Source organism: Burkholderia multivorans ATCC BAA-247, assembly GCF_000959525.1.
In the GTDB taxonomy this organism is placed as follows: domain Bacteria; phylum Pseudomonadota; class Gammaproteobacteria; order Burkholderiales; family Burkholderiaceae; genus Burkholderia; species Burkholderia multivorans.
The window spans coordinates 507,458-526,734 of sequence record NZ_CP009830.1; the positions used below are offsets into that span (position 1 = coordinate 507,458).

Annotated in this window: 14 protein-coding genes; 8 read left to right on the top strand and 6 right to left on the bottom strand. The window is 68.9% G+C overall.

Annotated elements, in window-relative coordinates:
* The 5 genes from pqqD to NP80_RS02230 form a co-directional block, all read right to left on the bottom strand.
* A complete protein-coding gene (gene pqqD, locus NP80_RS02215) occupies nucleotides 1-279 on the bottom strand; it encodes a pyrroloquinoline quinone biosynthesis peptide chaperone PqqD (protein ID WP_006413117.1) in 279 nt (92 codons plus the stop codon).
* Complete coding sequence (pqqC, locus tag NP80_RS02220) at nucleotides 276-995, bottom strand: pyrroloquinoline-quinone synthase PqqC (protein ID WP_035946730.1); 720 nt, start codon at nucleotides 993-995, stop codon at nucleotides 276-278. The genes pqqD and pqqC overlap by 4 nt, the downstream gene beginning before the upstream one ends.
* A 2-nt stretch (nucleotides 996-997) precedes the next feature.
* A complete protein-coding gene (gene pqqB, locus NP80_RS02225; RefSeq protein ID WP_006410017.1) occupies nucleotides 998-1,921 on the bottom strand; it encodes a pyrroloquinoline quinone biosynthesis protein PqqB in 924 nt (307 codons plus the stop codon).
* Nucleotides 1,922-1,982: 61 nt separating this feature from the next.
* The gene (gene pqqA, locus NP80_RS28600; RefSeq protein ID WP_006410019.1) at nucleotides 1,983-2,057 is read right to left on the bottom strand and encodes a pyrroloquinoline quinone precursor peptide PqqA; all 75 of its coding nucleotides are present in this window, start codon (nucleotides 2,055-2,057) and stop codon (nucleotides 1,983-1,985) included.
* A 283-nt stretch (nucleotides 2,058-2,340) separates the two neighbouring features.
* Nucleotides 2,341-4,341 carry a sigma-54-dependent Fis family transcriptional regulator gene (locus NP80_RS02230; protein ID WP_045592879.1) on the bottom strand — a complete coding sequence of 667 codons (2,001 nt, stop codon included), beginning with the start codon at nucleotides 4,339-4,341 and terminating at the stop codon, nucleotides 2,341-2,343.
* A 321-nt stretch (nucleotides 4,342-4,662) separates the two neighbouring features.
* Here NP80_RS02230 and NP80_RS02235 point away from each other — a divergent pair, with 321 nt between their 5' ends.
* Entirely contained in the window at nucleotides 4,663-5,613 is a 951-nt protein-coding gene (locus tag NP80_RS02235) for an alpha/beta fold hydrolase (protein ID WP_045592881.1), read from the top strand.
* A gap of 18 nt (nucleotides 5,614-5,631) precedes the next feature.
* Here the strand turns inward: NP80_RS02235 and NP80_RS02240 are convergent, their stop codons facing one another.
* The gene (locus NP80_RS02240; protein WP_035946201.1) at nucleotides 5,632-7,932 is read right to left on the bottom strand and encodes a TonB-dependent receptor; all 2,301 of its coding nucleotides are present in this window, start codon (nucleotides 7,930-7,932) and stop codon (nucleotides 5,632-5,634) included.
* A gap of 603 nt (nucleotides 7,933-8,535) precedes the next feature.
* Between NP80_RS02240 and NP80_RS02245 the strand changes: the two genes are divergently transcribed.
* The 7 genes from NP80_RS02245 (at nucleotide 8,536) to proP (ending at nucleotide 19,207) form a co-directional block, all read left to right on the top strand.
* On the top strand, nucleotides 8,536-10,263 hold the full coding sequence (locus tag NP80_RS02245; protein WP_006399100.1) for a methanol/ethanol family PQQ-dependent dehydrogenase: 1,728 nt from the start codon (nucleotides 8,536-8,538) through the stop codon (nucleotides 10,261-10,263).
* A gap of 70 nt (nucleotides 10,264-10,333) precedes the next feature.
* Complete coding sequence (locus NP80_RS02250; protein ID WP_006409421.1) at nucleotides 10,334-11,572, top strand: c-type cytochrome; 1,239 nt, start codon at nucleotides 10,334-10,336, stop codon at nucleotides 11,570-11,572.
* Between the two features lie 75 nt (nucleotides 11,573-11,647).
* Nucleotides 11,648-11,965, top strand: a complete 318-nt coding sequence (locus tag NP80_RS02255; protein ID WP_006399102.1) for a high-potential iron-sulfur protein — start codon at nucleotides 11,648-11,650, stop codon at nucleotides 11,963-11,965.
* A 22-nt stretch (nucleotides 11,966-11,987) separates the two neighbouring features.
* Complete coding sequence (locus NP80_RS02260) at nucleotides 11,988-13,826, top strand: sigma-70 family RNA polymerase sigma factor (protein ID WP_045592914.1); 1,839 nt, start codon at nucleotides 11,988-11,990, stop codon at nucleotides 13,824-13,826.
* A 188-nt stretch (nucleotides 13,827-14,014) separates the two neighbouring features.
* Complete coding sequence (acs, locus tag NP80_RS02265; protein WP_370445548.1) at nucleotides 14,015-16,057, top strand: acetate--CoA ligase; 2,043 nt, start codon at nucleotides 14,015-14,017, stop codon at nucleotides 16,055-16,057.
* Nucleotides 16,058-16,305: 248 nt separating this feature from the next.
* Nucleotides 16,306-17,376 carry a porin gene (locus NP80_RS02270; RefSeq protein ID WP_006399107.1) on the top strand — a complete coding sequence of 357 codons (1,071 nt, stop codon included), beginning with the start codon at nucleotides 16,306-16,308 and terminating at the stop codon, nucleotides 17,374-17,376.
* A gap of 361 nt (nucleotides 17,377-17,737) precedes the next feature.
* On the top strand, nucleotides 17,738-19,207 hold the full coding sequence (gene proP / locus NP80_RS02275; RefSeq protein WP_006409979.1) for a glycine betaine/L-proline transporter ProP: 1,470 nt from the start codon (nucleotides 17,738-17,740) through the stop codon (nucleotides 19,205-19,207).
* Nucleotides 19,208-19,277 lie beyond the last annotated feature (70 nt).

Below are 19,277 nucleotides of genomic sequence, written 5' to 3' on the forward strand. Positions count from 1 at the left end.
TCAGTCCAGCCAGCCGCGCAGTCGCGCATGATCGAGGAAGCGATAAACGTCCGACGCGAGATCGGATGTGCTGAACAGCCGTTCGAGTTCGCCGATGATCTCGTCGAGTTCGCGCGTGCCGTCGCAGCGCGCGAGTATCTCGCCCGCGCTCGGATTGAGCTTCACCATGCCCTCGGGATACAGCAGCACGTAGGCATCCTGGGCCGCCTCCCATTGCAGGCGGTACATGCCCCTCAGCGTGGGGCGCAGCGGCACGCCGCTGACGTCGACGGAATTCATGCGCAATACGCCTTTTCAATGGCATCGAGGATCGACCACAGCACGTCGAGCTTGAACGTCAGAATCTCGAGTGCGCGCCGCTGCGCGGCCGCGGTCGTGAAATGGGCGAGCGTGACCGCGAGGCCGTGTTCGACGTCGCGCTGCGCAAGCGGCACGCGGCTGCGGAAATACTGCAGACCGTCGGCGTCGATCCACGGATAGTGCGACGGCCAGCCGGCGAGCCGGTCGAGATGGATCTGCGGCGCGAACATCTCGGTCAGCGACGAGCACACCGCCTCCTGCCACGTCGCGCGACGCGCGAAGTTCACGTACGCGTCGACGGCAAAGCGCACGCCGGGCAGCACGTGCTCGAGCGACCACAGCGACGCGCGGTCGAGGCCGACCGCCTCGCCGAGCCGCACCCACGCTTCGATGCCGCCGGCATCGTCGCCGTGCCCGTCGTGGTCGAGGATGCGCTGCACCCACAGCCGGCGCGTGTCGCGGTCCGGACAGTTCGACAGGATCGCCGCGTCCTTCAGCGGAATGCTGATCTGATAGTAGAAGCGGTTCGCGACCCAGCCGCGAATCTGCGCGGGCGTGCAGGCGCCCGTGTTGAGCCGCCGGTTGAACGGATGATGAATGTGATAGCGCGATTCGAGCGCGCGCAGACGCGCCTCGAATTCGTCGGCGCTCCACGGGCTCGCGTGCAGCGCCGCCGCGGAAATCGGTGCGTTCATGGTCATACCTCGAAATGCATCCCGTCGTGCGCGACCTCGATCCCGTGCCCGTGCAGATGCGCGCGCTCGGCCGAAGCGGGATCGAGAATCGGGTTCGTGTTGTTGATATGCGTGAGCACCTTGCGCGTCTGTGCCGGCAACGCGCGCAGCCGGTCGATCATCCCCGGCCGCATGCCGTCGCCGCGTTGCGCGAGATGGCCCATGTCGGCCGCGTGCTTCGCCGACAGGCCGAGCTCGATCATCTCCGTGCCGGTCCAGAACGTGCCGTCGACGAGGACGAGATCGGCGCCCTGCATCGCGGCCTGCACGCGATCGTCGATGTCGGCAAGGCCCGGCGCGTAGAACGCGCGCCGTCCGCTCGCGACGTCCTCGATCAGTAGCGCGACGTTGTCGCCCGGCACGGCGGCCGCACGTCGCGGCGAATACGGCGGCGCCTTGCTGTCGACCGGCACCGCGGTAAAGCGGATGCCGCCCGCGCCCGGAATCGCGAACGGTTCGTGCAGCGCGATGGTGTGCGCGTCGACGCCGCAGTAGTGGCCGAGCAGCGGCACGAGCGGCAGCGCGGTCGAGAGATCGTCGAGCACCGGCGCGCTCGCATACAGCGGCAGCGGCGACGTACGTTCGCGCAGCATGAGCAGCCCCGTCACGTGATCGATCTGTGCATCGCACAGCACGACCGCGACGATCCCGCTGTCTCGCACGGCGCGCGCCGGCTGCAGTTCGGGCGCGGCGCGCAGCTGCGCGAGGATGTCGGGCGATGCGTTGACGAGCACCCAGTCGACGCCGTCGCTGCTGACGGCGATCGACGACTGCGTGCGCGGCACGATGCCGTCGGTGCCGGCGCGCGCGCGACGGCAGTTCGCGCAATTGCAGTTCCATTGCGGCAGTCCGCCGCCTGCGCCCGATCCGAGGATCCTGATCTTCATCGATGCGTGCTCCGATGCCGGCCGCCGCCTGCGCGGCAGGCGGCGGCGCGGCGTACGCCGATCAGCGGTTGGCGATATACATCGTGATTTCGAAACCGAAGCGCAGATCGGTATAGGCGGGGGTCGTCCACTGCATGGCATGTCTCCTTGTTCAGTTGAGTTGCATCGAATGAACCGCGTCGATCGGCGGTCGATCACTATCCAGCAAGGAGCGTGCCGGGCGGGCGTATCGCCTGTGCGACGACGTGCGGATGCCGCCGCGCGGTCGTTGCGGCGACAACCTTACGAATCACCCACAAAACGGTTTCAATTGCCGTCGGCGCAGGCGGCGGGCGGCAGGCGTCCGGCTGCGCGACTGTTGAATCCTTGAACACCGGTGTTGCAAGCTGACACAGCGGGTGTGACAGTGAGGCCGCCCTTCAGTGTTCGTCCGTGCGCAGCGGCGCGGTGCCGACGGACGGCATCTTCCGGTAGATCGTGTTGCGCGACACGCCGAGCGCGCGCGCGGCCGCCGACACGTTGCCGCCGTGCCGCGCGAGCGCCGCGGCGATCGCGCACGCCGCGACGTCCTGCAGCCGCGCATCGCCGGTCGCCAACGGATCGGGCGCGGCGTGCGGCGATGCAGCGCCGTCGTGCGCGCAGTGCGCGTCGTCGCGCCGCAGGTCGTCGAAAAAGTCTTCGGGCAAGTGCTCGCAGCGGATCTCCCCGTCGTCGTCGACCATCGCGGCGGCGGTACGCAGCAGGTTCGCGAGCTGGCGGAAATTGCCGGGCCACGCGCAGCGCTCGAACAGCGCCATCACGTCGGGCGCGACGCTCAGCGGCCGCCGGCCGGGGCCCGACAGCGTCTCGCGCTGCAGCATCTTCTGCACGACCACCGCGAGATCGGTGCGGTCGCGCAGCGGCGGCAGCCGGACGACGAGGCCGTTCAGCCGGTAGTACAGATCCTCGCGGAAGCGGTTCTGCGCGATCATCTCGCGCAAATCGCGGTGCGTCGCGCAGATGATCGCAATGTCCACGCCGATCGCCTTCGTCGAGCCGAGCGGATTGACGATGCGCTCCTGCAGTACGCGCAGCAGCCGCACCTGCAGCGGATACGGCATGTCGCCGATCTCGTCGAGAAACAGCGTGCCGCCGTTCGCCTGCAGCAGCTTGCCGGTCGCGCCCTTGCGGCGCGCGCCCGTAAACGCGCCCTCCTCGTAGCCGAACAGCTCCGACTCGATCAGCGTCTCCGGAATCGACGCGCAGTTCACCGCGACGAACGGCCCGTCGCGACGCGGCGAGTCGTTGTGGATCGCCTGCGCGAGCAGTTCCTTGCCGGTGCCGGTCTCGCCCGTGATCAGCACCGGAATGTCCTTGCCGATCACCTTGCGCACCTTCGCGATCACGGCCGCGACCTGCGGATCGCCGGTGTCCAGATAGCTGAGCCGCGACAGGCTCGCGGCGCCGTGTGAGGCCGCGGGCCGCGCGGCCGGCACGGCGCCGCCGTCGTGCACGTCGGCCGGGCGGCTGCCCTCGGCGCGCAGCGCACGCCGGAACTGCACGCGCGCACAAACGACCGCGCCGTTGCCGAGATTGAGCATCACGTGCGGCTCGGTGCTCGCGCGCATCCGGTCGATCAGCTGCGCGCTCGTCACGTCGAACAGCGACGCCAGCGTATGCGCACGCAACGCCGACAGCGGCATGCCGAGCTGGAACTGCGCGCTGCGGTTCGCGGACAGAAAGCGGCCGTCGGCGGTGAACGCGACGATCCCTTCCATCAGCGTGCCGAGAAACTCCGGCCGGCCGTGAAACGACACCTGCAGCGTCTCCTGGAACGTCGTCGTGAACAGATGGTTCTCGATCATCTGCACCGACATCTTCGCGAGCGCCATCGTGTGCTGGTGATAGCTGCGATGGTCGCCCGTCACGTCGAGCACGCCAATCACGTCGCCGTACGGATCGAGAATCGGCACGCTCGAACAGGTCAGGAAATGGTTCGCCGCGAGAAAGTGCTGGTCGCCGTGCACGACCATCGGACAGAGCTCGGCCAGCGCCGTGCCGATCGCGTTGGTGCCCTGCCGGTCCTCCGCCCAGTTCGCGCCGGGGCGCAGCGCGACGCGCTCCGCACGGCGCAGGAAGTCGTCGTCGCCGATCGAATGCAGGATCAGCCCTTCCGCGTCGGTCAGCACGATCATGCTCTGCGTATTGACGATCTGCTCGTGCAGCGTCTCCATCACCGGCATCGCGTGCACGCACAGCACGCGGTTCTGCTCGCGCTTGAGCGCGAGTTCGGTGGCGGACAGCACATCGTAGTCGGGGCGTGCGGACGCCTGCAGGCCGAACGTCTCGGACCGCTGATGGGACTTCCGGATCGTGGGCGTCGGCCAGCCGGGCGCTTGCGCAGCCCGTGTATCGGCGGCCGGATGAACGTCGTCGCGCATTGTCTCCTCCGGGGATCCTTCCGGTCGGTTGCCGGACTCTTCTGTCCCGATACAAGCAAACATCGGGCCATCGAGGCGATCGCGGCGCGATGTCGTGACGCGTGCGGACCGTACCGGCGATTCGAAAGGTCATTGAAAGACGATCAACGGTTGTCGCGGTCGCACAGGCCGTGATGAGCACATGATGCGCACGACGCGACGCTGACGAACCCCGCCATGCACGTCGCCGCGCGCGAAGCCCGCTTCGATTTGCGCATGTGTTGCCATGCCGCTCGCGCCTTGGCGCGCCGCCGCCACCCGCGTTCCTCTATCATCGCCCGCATGAACCGACGACCCGAGCGCCGACCGTCTGCCCCATCCCTTCGCCGTCTGTCGCGCGACGGCTGCGCGATCGCCTGGCGTGAAGCCGGCCATCCGCGCGGCCATCCGGTCGTCGTGCTGCACGGTGGCCCCGGCAGCGGCAGCCGGCCCGCGATGCTGCGCCTGTTCGACCTGCAGCGGATGCGCGTCGTGCTCGTCGATCAGCGCGGCGCCGGCGCGTCGACGCCGCGCGGCGGCCTGCGTCACAACAACACGATGCGGCTGATCGACGACCTCGAGGCGCTTCGCGTGCGGCTCGGCATCGCGCGCTGGGGCGTCGTGGGCGGCTCGTGGGGCGCGGCGCTCGCGCTCGCCTATGCGGGACGGCATCCGGCCCAGGTGACGGGCGTCGTGCTGCGCGGCCTGTTCCTGACGTCGGCACGCGAACTGCGCGCGTTCTTCGTCGGCTCGCGCGCACGGGCACCGCGCGCGTGGCGGCAACTGGCCGCGGCGGCCGGCACATCGCGCGCCGATCGCCTGCTCGCCGCCTGCGCGCGCGGGCTGCGGCCAGGCGTCGATGCCGGTCGACGCCGCGCGATCGCGCGCGCGTGGAGCGCGTACGAAGATGCGCTGCTCGCCGGCGCGCCCGCGCGTCGCATGCGCACGACGCCGCGCGCGCTCGACCGCCTCGCCGACAAATATCGGATCCAGGCGCACTATCTGCAGCGCCGCTGCTGGCTCGGCGAGCGCCGGCTGCTGTCGCTCGCGCGTCGCGCCGCGCACGCCGGCGTACCGCTGCATGCGGTACACGGCACGCGCGACGCAGTCTGCCCGGTCGACAACGTCGCGCGCCTCGCGCGTGCGGTGCCGACAGCGACCGTCGAACGCGTGCCGGCCGGTCATCTCGCCAGCGATGCCGCGCTCGCGCGCCGTCTCGCGGGCGCGATCCGCACGCTGTTCGGCGATGCGTAACGACCGCGCGGCGCGCGCTCAGTCCCACGCATAGCGCATGCCGACCCACGCGCCACGCGGCGCGCCCGGCCCGACGAAGGTCTCGTCGACCGCAGCGGCGCCGTCGAACGTATGGTTCGGACCGTTGAAGAAATTCCGGCCGAGCATCCCGAAGCTCGCATAGCGCTTGTCGAGCAGGTTCGTGATCGACGCGAACAGCTGCAGATGTTTCGTCGCCTGCCACGTCGTGTCGACGTCGATCAGCAGGTAACCCGGCAGCTTGCCGCCCGCGTCGCGGTTGTTTTCGTCGCCGCGCGCGAACACGCCGCTGCGGTACGTGAGATTCGTGCCGAGGCTCCACGTCGGCGTCGCGGCATAGTCGAGCCGCAGCTTCGCGGTGCTTGCCGGAATGCCCGGGATGCGGTCGCCCGATCGCACGACGATGTTGCCGCGTGCATCGGCGCTCGAGTTGCTCGCGCTGTGCTCGGTCCACGTCGAGCGGTACGACGCGTCGACATAGCTGTAGCCGATGCCGATCCCGACCGGCCCGACGTGCGTATGCGCGGCGAGCTCGATCCCTTGCCGGCGCGTCTTGCCGACGTTCTGGAAATAGCCGAGCGTGCCCGCGCCGCCGTTGCTGCTGACGAACTGGATGTCGTCGTCGAGCGTCGTGCGGTAGAGCGCCGCGCTCCACGTCGTCGCCGCACCGACGCGCCCGCGCGCGCCGAACTCGACCGTCTTCGCGATCACCGGCTTCAGCGGCGGATCGGCGAGAAAGTCGTTCGGCAGCGAGCACGGCGCGGCCGGGTCGGCGCACGCGAGTTCGATCGCGGTCGGCGAGCGCATGCCTTCGTTGTAGGTCGCGTACGCGGTCAGGCCCGGCGCCGGATTCCAGGTGATGCCGATCGCCGGATTGAAGCGCGAGAACGTATGGCGGGCAGTAAGCAGCGGCTGCAGCCCGCTGATGTCCTCGATCGCCGCGCGCGCCCAGTCGTAGCGGCCGGCCAGTGTCATCGACCATTGCGGCGTGAGCTGCAGCGTATCGTCGAAATAGAAGCCGTAGTTCGCGTTGCGCGTCTTCGCGCGCGTCGTCTGCTGGAATTCGCCGATGCCGATCGCCGCGCGAGAATCGGTAAACGCCGCAGGTTGCGACGCCTGCTCGAAATGCGCGTTCGCCAGATCCGCGGATGCGCCGACGACGAGCTGGTTGTCGAAGCCGGCCGGCTTACCGAGCAACGTGAGCTGCAGGCTCGCGCCGTAGCGCTCGGTCGCGATCGTCGAGCGGTCGTTGGACGCCGGCGCGCCGTCGGCGGCGTCATCGTCGCCGGCGCGGCCGGCGTCTTCGTTCACGTTGCTGCTGACGTTCGTGTTCCGATACCGCCGGTAGTACAGGTTGCCGCTCAGCTGCACGCGATCGCCGAACGCATGATCGCCGGACAGCGTCAGATAGCCGGCGCGATTGCGGTTCAGGTCCGGATAGGTATAGGCCTGCCGCGGATTGTCGAGGAACGAGCGCGGAATCGTCTGCGTGCCGTGCAGCGTATTGTCCGCGCCGCCGGCGGATAGCGACAGCGTCGTATCCGCATCGGTATAGCGAAGCTTGCCGAAGATTTGCCGCACGCGGCTCGCATTGTGGTCGGCCCAGCCGTTGTCGTTCGCCACGTTCGCGTTCAGGTAGTAGTCGACACGATCGCCGACACGGCCGCCCTGCTCGAACTGCACCGTCTTGCGCCCCCACGAGCCCGCGCCGACCTCCACTGCACCGCCCGCACTCGTGCTGCCGTTCTTCGTCGTGATCGCCAGCGCGCCGCCGAGCGTGTTGAGCCCGTAGGTCGGGTTCGAGCCGGGAATCAGCTGAAGCGTGTCGATCGCGGACGGCGGCAGGATGTCCCAATTCACGACGTCGCCGAACGATTCGTTGATGCGCACGCCGTCGACGAACACCGACAGGCCCTGCGGCGTGCCGACGACCGGCGACGCGGTAAAGCCGCGGTAGTTGATGTCCGGCTGGTAAGGGTTGCCCTGCGCCTCCGCGATGTCGACGCTCGTCGCGTTCTTGTCGAGATAGTCGGTCAGCGTGCTGCGATGCTGGCGGTCGAGTTCGGCACTGCGCACGGTCTGCACGTTCGACGGCACGCGCGACAGCGGCGTGCCGATCCCGAGCAGCGGCGTGGTGCCGACGACGACGATCGGGGCAAGCGTCGTCGCGTCGGGACTATCGTCCGGTGCGGCATGCGCGGGCCATGCGATCAGCAGCCCGCCGACCGCGCCGCCGCAGCACAGCCCGATGCGCGCGCGGCATGCCGCGACGCGCCGCTTCGGCGGTGCGGTCTCTTTCATCGTGTCTCCTCCGCTGTCCTTGTCGGTCTCGCGATGCATCTCGCGTGCGTGCCGCGGTGCATGCTGCGCGACGAATCGCCGGTACTGCCGATGGCAAGAAGCATGCCGATGAGCGCGAATCGCGATGTGCGCGGTGTGCTTCCATGTGCCGCCGCGACACCGTGCGGCACACGCACCATCTTCGTATCGACGGGTGTTGCGCTTCGGTCGGCGCTGTCGTCGGTGGGCCGACCGCGATTGGCGATGCGCACCGCGCGATGCGCGGGCGACGCATGCAATGACGCAATGTCGGTCGATCGACGCACGCCGCCCACATCGCCACATCGCCACGCCAACCGGCACCTGCGTGCCGTCCGCACTGTCATGTTTCGCAACAGTGCGCACACCCAGCTGTTCCCGAACGCAACAGATGCGCGCCGCGGCCGACCATGCCGCGCATTGCCGGCGCCGCCTTCGATTCGCGCGCCGACCCTTGCCGCACAAGGCCGCCGGCGCAATGGCATGCGATTTGCGTGACCGAGGTCGCACTGGATCCGGAACCCGTCCATGCCGGCCCGGCGATCGGTTTGCCGCGGTGCGACCACAATGACTCAGGAGACAACCATGAAGAAACTCTCGGCTTCGACGAGCCGACTGGCAACGATCGGCATCGCGGCGGCAGCCGCCATCGCCTTGAATCCCGGCCTCGTGGACGCCGCGGCCGACTATCCGGCCGTCACGTATCAGCGCCTGACGAATGCGCAGCACGATCCGGGCTGGCTGACCTACTACCGCACGTACAACGGCCAGGCGCACTCGCCGCTCAAGCAGATCGATGCGTCGAACGTCGGCCGGCTCACGCAGGCCTGGAGCTACAAGTTTCCGGCCGAACTGAAGCAGGGTTTCGAAGCGACGCCGATCGTCAATGGCCGCTATCTGTTCGTGACGACGCCGAAGGACAACGTCTACGCGTTCGACGCGGCGACCGGCGCGCAGCTCTGGAAATACGAGCCGAAGCTCGGTGCGGAGTCGTTCAAGACCGCGTGCTGCGACGTCGTGAACCGCGGCGTCGCGCTCTACGGCAAGAACGTGTACGTCGCGATGCTCAGCGGCGAAGTGGCCGCGCTCGACGCGCAGACGGGCACGCTCGTGTGGAAGAAGCAGATGTTCGAGCCGGGCCTCGGCTACGCGTTCTCGCTCGCGCCGCTCGCGCTCGACGGTGCGATCGTCGTCGGCAGCTCGGGCGGCGAATACGGCGCGCGCGGCTTCATCGCCGCGCTGAACGCCAACGACGGCTCGCTGCTGTGGAAGCGCTTCACGATTCCGGGCCAGGGCGAAAAACACGGCGACACCTGGCCGGACGGGATGCAGACGCACGGCGGCGCACCCGCGTGGCTGACCGGCACCTACGATGCGGCGACGCGCACGCTGTACTGGGGCGTCGGCAATCCGGGGCCGTGGCTCGCCGATCTGCGTCCCGGCGACAACCTCTATTCGGATTCGCTGCTCGCGCTGGACCCGAAGAACGGCGATCTGAAGTGGCACTACCAGTACACGAAGCACGACACGTGGGATTACGACGGCGTGAACACGCCGATCCTCGCGACGATCCGCTACAAGGGCCAGGCGCGCGACGCGATCATCCATGCGGACCGCAACGGCTTCTTCCACGCGATCGACCGCGATACTGGCAAGCTGATCTACGCGGAGCCGTTCGTGAAGGCGACGTCGGTCACCGGCTACACCGAGGACGGCACGCCGATCCAGGATCCGGCGAAGTATCCGAAGGTCGGCACGACGATCGATACGTGCCCGAGCTTCCTCGGCGGCAAGAACTGGTGGTCGGTGTCGTACGACCCCGAGCGCCACCTGGCGATCGTGCCGTCGCTGCACGCGTGCATGAGCCTGTCGGGCAAGTCGGTGAACTACATGGAAGGGCTGCCGTATCTCGGCGAAGGCTTCGAGATCAAGCCCGAGCCCGGCAGCGAAGGATACGGCGAACTGCAGGCGATCGACGTGAACACCGGCAAGAAGGTCTGGAGCCACTGGAGCAAGCTGCCGTGGAACGGCGGCGTCGCGACGACCGCGAGCGGCCTCGCGTTCAGCGGCTCGCTCGACGGACACCTGTACGCGTTCGACGTATCGACCGGCAAGGTGCTGTGGGAAAGCCCGAAGCTCGCGAGCGGCATCATCGCGCAGCCGTCGGTGTTCGAGGTCGACGGCAAGGAATACGTCGCGGTGCTCGCCGGCTACGGCGGCGCGAACCCGATCTGGGGCGGCCCGATGGCGAAGGCGGCGGACGACGTGCCGCGCGGCGGCACGCTTTACGTGTTCGCCCTCGATCGCACCTGAGCCGCTGCTACGTCGCGCCCGCGCCGCCGCGCGCGGGCGCGCTTCCCGACTTCCATCCGAGCGTACGAACATGAACCTCCGACTTCCCCACCTCGCCGCGGCCTGCGCGCTCGCATCCGGCGCCGCGCTGACGGCACTGCCCGCCGCGGCCGCGCCGGTGCGCGTGTGCTCGCTTCCCGGCACGCCGACCGCTGCGCTCGACAAGGCCGTCGCGCGCGAAGCGTTCCGCACGGCCGGCGTCGTCGCGACGTTCGCCGCCCCGGGCGTCGACGGCGGCGACGACGACGGCGTCTCCGCGCACGAGCTCGTGCGGCTGCTCGAACGCGATTGCGACGTGCTCGCGGGCTTCCCGCGCTCGGCGATCGCCGATGCATCGGACACGACGCTGCTGTTCTCGCAGGGCTATCTGCGTTCCGGCTACGTGAGCGTCACGCGCCGCGACGCGGCTGCGTCGACGAGCGGCCGCGAGATCGTCGCCGCGACGTACGCGAGCCCCGCGCAACTGATCGCGGTCCAGCAGCAGAACGCGCACTTCGATCTCGAGAACACGTCCGAGCAGACCGTCGCGGCAGTCGCCACCGGCCGCGCGCATCGCGCGATCGTCTGGTATCCGGCCGTCGTCGCGTATCAGGCCGCGCATCCGAAGCAGGCGTTTCGCATCGCGCCAACATCGTCGCCGTACACCGCATGGCAGCTGGCATTTGCGTTCGCGCCGCGCTCGGCCTCGCTGCAGCAGCGGATCGACAACGCGCTCACGCAGATGAAGCGCGACGGCCGGCTCGCCGCGCTCACGCGCAAATGGACGCTGCCGGCCAACGCACTCGAAGCGCGCGACGCAGATGCGATGCCGCCCGTCGCCGGCGGCATCATGCGCGCGGGCATCGTGCGCGCGCGCGGCTTGCCGGCCGGCGGCGGCTTCATCCGGATCGCCGCGAGCACCGCCGAGCACGCGCCGACGTTCGACGCCGCCCAGGTCGAGCATGGCCGCGCGCTGTACGGCAACGCCTGCGCTAAATGCCACGGCGCCGATCTCGAAGGCAACACCGCGCCTGCGCTGAGCGGCCCGTCGTTCGCGCCGCTGTCGCATTCGCATCTGACGATCGGCGGCGTGTTCGGCTACATGGCGACCAACATGCCGGCCGACCAGCCCGGCAAGCTGAAGGACGACGAATACGCGGACCTGATGGCCTTCCTGCTCGCGTCGAACGGCTATGTCGCGGGCAAGAGCAAGCTGACGGCCGATACCGCGCGCGCATCGACCGCGCCGCTCGTCGTCGGCCCCGCCGGCCATCGAGCCGCGGGACAGTGACGGCCGCACGCCGGCACGCCGATGCGAACGGCGCCGCACGCCTCTGTTTTTTTCTCTTCACCAGGACATACGACAGTGACTCACTCGACGACTCGCAGAACCTTCATCGTCCAGACGCTCGGCCTGTGCGCGGCGCTCGCGGCAGCGCGCACCTCGGTCGCGGCGCCGCCGCTCGTCGACGAAAACGACGCCACGGCGAAATCGCTCGGCTATCGTGCGCACGCCTCGGCCGTCGATACGGCGCAGTTCCCGAAATACCAGCCCGGCCAGCGCTGCGCGAACTGCCGGTTCTACAAGGGCGACGCCGCGGACGCAGCGGGCACGTGTCCGATGTTCGGCGGCAAGGCGGTCGCGGCGGACGGCTGGTGCAACGTGTATGCAAAGCGCGCGTGATGCCGCGCGCGACGCATCGGCAATGTCCAATGCACGGCAGCCGGCGCCCGCGGCCGGCCACGACGACGCGCTCGCATCGGCGAGCGCGCCTTTCGCCGGATTGATCGCACTCGGCCTGTCGCGCGGCTTCGTGACGCGCGGCGACGTGATCGACGCGCTGCCCGACGACGACGCGCACGATGCCGGCATCGACGCCGCGACGGCCGTCCTTGCGGAACTCGGTATCGCGGTATCGGACGCCGCCCATGCGGAAACGGACTGGTCGCTCGACCGGTATTTCCGGCCCCCACCGCTCTCCCGCGCGGCGGCCGAGCGCAACGGTGCGTTCGCGGCCTTCGATCTGCTCGCGCCGCGCACGAACGATCCGGTGCGGCTCTATCTGCGCGAGATGGGCACGGTGCCGCTCCTCACGCACGACGAGGAGATCGCATACGCGCAGCGCATCGAGCGCGGCCGCGCGGCGTCGGTCGCGGTACTGTGCGGCGATCCCGATGCGCTCGATGCGCTGGCGTCGATCCGTCGCGAGATCGCGGAAGGCCGGGCCGCTGCATCGGCCTATTTGATGTTCGTCGATGAGGGCCGGCATGCCGATGCAGCGGCCGCCGTCGACCCGCATGCCGACGCGCAACACGACGACATGCGGCCGGGCGACCCGCACGTGTGCGACGCGGCACTCGCCCGTCTGTCGTCGCTCGATGCGCTCGCGCGCGACATGCGCGCCGCGCTGGCGTCGGGCGGCACGGCGTCGCCCGCGTACCGCGCCGCGGTGCGCGATGCCGCGGCGCTGCTGCGCCCGCTGCGGCTGTCCGCACGTGCGGTCGAGCGCATCGGCGCACCGCTGCGCGGCCGCGCACGACGTCATCGCGAACAGCGCGCGCGTATGACGCGCGTGCTCCACCATGCGGGCATCCCGTCGCAGACGACCTGGCGATGCCACGACGCGCACGACGACGATCACGCGCGCTGGCTCGCGGCCGGCATCGCCGCGCATCCCGAATGCGAGCGCGCGCTGATTCGCAGCGCGCCCGTGCTGTTCGATGCGCGCGAAGCGATCGCAGCCGATGCACGCGCATCGGTGCTGCCGCCGCGTACGGTCGCGCTGCTCGATGCGCGGCTCGATGCGATCGAACGCGCGACGCACGCGGCGAAGATGGCGTTGTTCGACGCGAACCTGCGGCTCGTCGTGTCGATCGCGAAGCGCTATCCCGATCGCGGGCTCCCGTTCGCCGATCTGATCCAGGAAGGCAACATCGGGCTGCTGAAGGCGATCGACCGCTACGATCACCGACGCGGCTTCCGGTTCTCGACCTACGCGACCTGGTGGATCCGGCAGTCGATCACGCATGCGCTCGCCGATCTCGGACGCACGATCCGCGTGCCGACGCACACCGTCGATGCAATCAACAAGCTCGCGCGACTCGCGCGCGAACATCGGCAGCGTGCGGGCGCGGCCGCGACGCCGGACGAGTTGGCCGCTCAGATGGGCGAGCCCGTCGACAAGGTGCGCGAACTGATGGCGATCGTGAAGGAACCCGTTTCGGCCGATCTGCCGATTGCACCGGACGGCGACATGACGTTCGTCGACGTCGTGCCCGATGCGTCGACGCCGTCGCCGGAAGACGCGGCCGACGCGGCGCAGCGGCGCGCTGCGATCGCCGCCGCGATCGATCGGCTTCCGCCGCGCGAAGCGCTGATCGTGCGGCTGCGCTACGGGCTGCATGCGGGCGAAGGCTGCTCGCTGCGCGACATCGGCCGCCGTCTGAATCTGTCTGCCGAGCGCGTGCGGCAGATCGAAGCGTCCGCACTCGCACGCCTGCGCGCCTCGGGCACGCTCGCGGTGCTGCGCCCGTTCGTTGGATGATGCACGCACACGATGCGCCGACTGTGCCGCGCGTCGTGTTGATACCTGCAACAGCCGCTGCTGCATTTCGGCGCACGCCGGCGGCCGCCGGCGGCGGCATCAGCGTCGACCGATCAACGCACGGCGTGCCCGCCGCCTCGCACCGGCGGCACCGGCGTGCAGGCAGCGCGCATCGTCGCGCGACTGGCATGCATGTTGCGTTTCGTTCGCCATTGCATGACACGTTGTGCTTTTCCACGGAGAACACCTTGACCGCCCTCGTCTCGATCCTTCACGAACGTCGAATCTTCGAACCGACGGCCGACACGCGCGACCGTGCGACCCTTTCCGGCATCGCGGCCTATCGCGCACTGGCCGCCGAGGCCGAGCGCGATTACGAAGGGTTCTGGGCGCGCCTCGCGCGCGAGGGCCTCGCGTGGCACAAGCCGTTTACGAAGGTGCTCGACGAGTCCGATGCGCCGTTCTACAAGTGGTTCGACGACGGCGAACTGAATGCGTCGTACAACTGTCTCGACCGCCACGTCGAAGCCGGCAACGGCGAGCGCGTCGCGGTAATCTTCGAGGCCGACGACGGCACCGTCACGCGCGTCACCTATGCCGACCTGCTCGCGCGCGTCTCGCGCTTCGCCAATGCGCTGAAGAAACGCGGCATCGGCAAGGGCGACCGTGTCGTCATCTACATGCCGATGTCGATCGAAGGCATCGTCGCGATGCAGGCCTGCGCGCGCATCGGTGCGACGCACTCGGTCGTGTTCGGCGGCTTCTCCGCGAAATCGCTGAACGAACGGCTCGTCGACGTCGGCGCAGTCGCGCTGATCACCGCCGACGAACAGGTGCGCGGCGGCAAGACGCTGCCGCTGAAGAACATCGCCGACGAAGCGATCGCGATGGGCGGCTGCGACGCGGTGAAGAGCGTGATCGTCTATCGCCGCACGGGCGGCAAGATCGACTGGCATACCGATCGCGACCTGTGGATGCACGAACTGGCCGACGGCGAATCCGATACCTGCGCGCCCGAATGGGTCGGCGCCGAGCATCCGCTGTTCATCCTCTACACGTCCGGTTCGACCGGCAAGCCCAAGGGCGTGCAGCACAGCACGGGCGGCTACCTGCTGTGGGCCGCGCAGACGATGAAGTGGACCTTCGACTGGAAGCCCGCCGACGTGTTCTGGTGCACGGCCGACATCGGCTGGGTCACGGGCCATACCTACATCACGTACGGACCGCTCGCCTGCGGCGGCACGCAGGTCGTGTTCGAAGGCGTGCCGACGTATCCCGATGCGGGACGCTTCTGGAAGATGATCGGCGATCACAAGGTCAGCGTGTTCTATACCGCGCCGACCGCGATCCGCTCGCTGATCAAGGCCGCCGAGGCCGACGAGAAAGTGCATCCGAAGAGCTATGACCTGTCGAGCCTGCGCATCATCGGCACGGTCGGCGAGCCGATCAATCCGGAGGCGTGGATGTGGTACCACAAGCACGTCGGCCAGGAGCGCTGCCCGATCGTCGATACGTGGTGGCAGACCGAAACCGGCGGCCACATGATCACGCCGCTGCCGGGCGCGACGCCGACGGTGCCCGGTTCGTGCACGCTGCCGCTGCCGGGCATCATGGCCGCGGTCGTCGACGAGACGGGCCAGGACGTGCCGAACGGTCAGGGCGGCATTCTCGTCGTCAAGCGGCCGTGGCCGTCGATGATCCGCACGATCTGGGGCGACCCGGAGCGCTTCAAGAAAAGCTACTACCCGGAGGAACTCGGCGGCAGGCTGTATCTGGCCGGCGACGGCACCGTGCGCGACAAGGAGACCGGCTACTTCACGATCATGGGTCGCATCGACGACGTGCTGAACGTGTCCGGTCACCGGCTCGGCACGATGGAGATCGAGTCGGCGCTCGTCGCGCACGAGCTCGTGGCCGAAGCCGCGGTGGTCGGCCGTCCCGACGACACGACGGGCGAAGCGGTGGTCGCGTTCGTGGTGCTCAAGCGTGCGCGGCCCGAAGGCGAGGAAGCCGCGGCGCTCGCGAAGGCGCTGCGCGACTGGGTCGGCAAGCAGATCGGCCCGATCGCCAAGCCGAAGGACATCCGCTTCGGCGACAACCTGCCGAAGACGCGCTCGGGCAAGATCATGCGGCGCCTGCTGCGCTCGCTCGCGAAGGGCGAGGCCATCACGCAGGATACGTCCACGCTCGAGAATCCGGCGATTCTCGAGCAGCTCGCCCGCGCACTGTAGCGCGTGCCGGCATTGCCGGCCGCTCACGACATCTTCGACGCACGCTCGTTCCGGCACCGACCCGTGCCGCGAACGCGCTCGCGCGCCGATCGCCAACCGATCGTGCCGCCGTGCGTTCCCGCCGCGCGCCATCCGCCTGCACGGCCTGCGCGACGGATGCCGGTTCGCCGGCAGACGTCGCCTTCGCTGTTCGATGCATTTGGATACTGTTCGACGCTTTCCGACGTACAACAACACTGGAGACACACATGAAGCACACCTTCTGGATCGGCTGCGCGGCGGCCGCCGGCGCAATGGCCTGCAGCGGCGCGTTCGCGCAAAGCAGCGTGACGCTGTACGGCAATCTCGACGCCGCCTTGCTCTATACGAACAAGACGCTCGACGCGACGACCGGACGCAACGCGGGCCACCAGTTCGCGATGACCGACACCGGGATGACGCCGACGACGTTCGGCATGATGGGCACCGAGGATCTCGGCGGCGGCCTGAAAGCGAAGTTCCAGCTCGAAAGCGGCTTCGCCGTCACGAATGGCGCGTTCAATCATTCGAACGGCAATTTCTTCGGCCGGCAGGCGTGGGTCGGACTCGACGGCGCGTTCGGCACGGTGAAGGCGGGCCTGCAGTATTCACCGTTCCTGCTCGCGATCTTCGATTCCGATCCGCGCAGCTTCTCGCACTTCGGCAGCGGACTGATTCCGTACGTCGACAACGTGCTCGTGACGGGCCTGTTCAACGCGAACGCCGTGTCGTATACGAGCCCGACGATCGCGGGCCTGACGGGCAGCGCGATGTTCGCGTTCGGCGGCGCCGCCGGCAACTTCCAGGCCGGACGCCAGTATTCGGCGAGCCTCAAGTACGAGCACGGCGGCTTCATGATCAACGCCGCGTTCTACGACGGCAACGACGGCGGCACCGCGGCAACGCCGGTGCCGAGCACCGTCGCGTTCGTCGGCCGCACGATCGGCGCCGCGTACCGGTTCGGGCCCGTCACCGCGAAGGCCTCGTTCGCGAGCTACAAGGTCGGCGGCTCGTTCAGCAACAACGTGTACGGCGGCGGGCTCGACTATCAGGCGACACCGGCCGTCGATCTGAACGGCGGCGTCTGGTATACGAGCGATCGCAACGACACCGCGAATCATTCGCTGCTCGCGGCGGTCGGTGCGAGCTACAGCCTGTCGAAGGCGACCTCGCTCTACGCGCAGGTCGCGATGGTCGACAACCACGGCGCGATGAACACGGGGCTCGGCATCAACAACGCGCTCTATGGCGCGACGGGGACGACCGTCGGCGCGAACGTCGGGATTCGGCACGCGTTCTGAGCCCGTCTGCGCGGCGCCGGCCTGCGCCATGCGGCGTCGGCCGCGCGCGCGGCGTTGCTGTATAGACCGGCGCCGGCGCGATGCGGACCGCCTGCCCCGCCGCGCAGATGCGTCCGCGCCGCCAGTTGTCACCGGGCGCCATCCGTGTCGTTTACGACCGGTTTCCGGGCGGATGACCGATAGTCGGTGCCGCCCGTTTCTCTACACTGTTTTCCACCAACACACTCGCGAGGTGTCGGCCGGCGCGCGCGCGTCGACGGCATCGCCGCGAACCGAGACATCCGCTTCGTCCCCCGATGGCCGGCGCACGCGCGCCGCGCGTCCGCTCGGCCGGGCATCGAGGCCCTTCCAGGAGACATCATTGAGTACGTCGCAAGCGCGCCCCGCGAAAGCCCGCTCTTCGCGCAAGTCCGTCAAGCTGGACGACATCACGATCGTCGACCGCGCGGTGCTCAAGCGTGCAGTCGGCGCGATGGCATTCGGCAACGCGATGGAATGGTTCGACTTCGGCGTCTATAGCTACATCGCCGTCACGCTCGGCAAGGTGTTCTTCCCGTCCAGCAGCCCGTCCGCGCAGCTGCTCGCCACCTTCGGCACGTTCGCGGCCGCGTTCCTCGTGCGTCCGCTCGGCGGCATGGTGTTCGGCCCGCTCGGCGATCGCATCGGCCGTCAGCGCGTGCTCGCGATGACGATGATCATGATGGCCGTCGGCACCTTCGCGATCGGCCTGATCCCGAGCTACGCGTCGATCGGCATCATGGCGCCCGTGCTGCTGCTCGTCGCGCGGCTCGTGCAGGGCTTCTCGACCGGCGGCGAATACGGCGGCGCGGCGACCTTCATCGCCGAATTCTCGACCGACCGGCGCCGCGGCTTCATGGGCAGCTTCCTCGAGTTCGGTACGCTGATCGGCTATACGCTCGGCGCAGCGACGGTCGCGCTGCTGACCGCGATGCTCTCGCAGGAAGCGCTGCTGTCGTGGGGCTGGCGTGTGCCGTTCTTCATCGCCGGTCCGCTCGGCCTCGTCGGCCTGTACGTGCGGCTGAAGCTCGAGGAAACGCCGGCCTTCAAGAAGGAAGCCGAAGCGCGCGAAGCGGACGAACGCGCGCGACCGAAACAGACGCTCGGCGCGCTGCTCGTCGAACAGTGGAAGCCGCTGCTGCAATGCGTCGGCCTCGTGCTGATCTTCAACGTGACCGACTACATGGCGCTGTCGTATCTGCCGAGCTTCATGTCGTCGACGCTGCACTTCGACGAATCGCACAGCCTCGTGCTCGTGCTGATCGTGATGGTGCTGATGATGCCGATGACGCTGTACGCGGGCCATCTGTCCGACCGGATCGGCCGCAAGCCCGTGATGATGTTCGGCTGCGTCGGGCTGCTCGTGCTGTCCGTGCCCGCGCTGATGCTGATTCGCAGCGGCGCGATGCTGCCGGTGTTTGCCGGGATGCTGATCTACGGCACGCTGCTGTCGACGTTCACCGGCGTGATGCCGTCCGCGCTGCCCGCGCTGTTTCCGACGCGCGTGCGCTACGGCGCGCTCGCGATCGGCTTCAACGTGTCGGTGTCGCTGTTCGGCGGCACGACGCCGCTCGTCGCCGCCTGGCTCGTCGATCGCACCGGCGACCTGATGATGCCCGCGTACTACCTGATGGGTGCGTCGTTCATCGGCATCGTGTCGGTGCTCGCGCTGCGCGAGAGTGCGCGCCGGCCGCTGCCGGGCTCCGCGCCGTGCGTCGGGAGCCGCGCCGAGGCGATCGCGCTGATGCGCGGCGAAACGGACGATGCGCGCATGCGCGACCGCAAATTCGCGCCGGCCGGCGAGCGCGCGTGACGGATGCGGCGCGCGAGCGTCGCGATCGCGCGCCCGAGTCGCTTCGCCTTCGTGAACACGTTCGGCATCC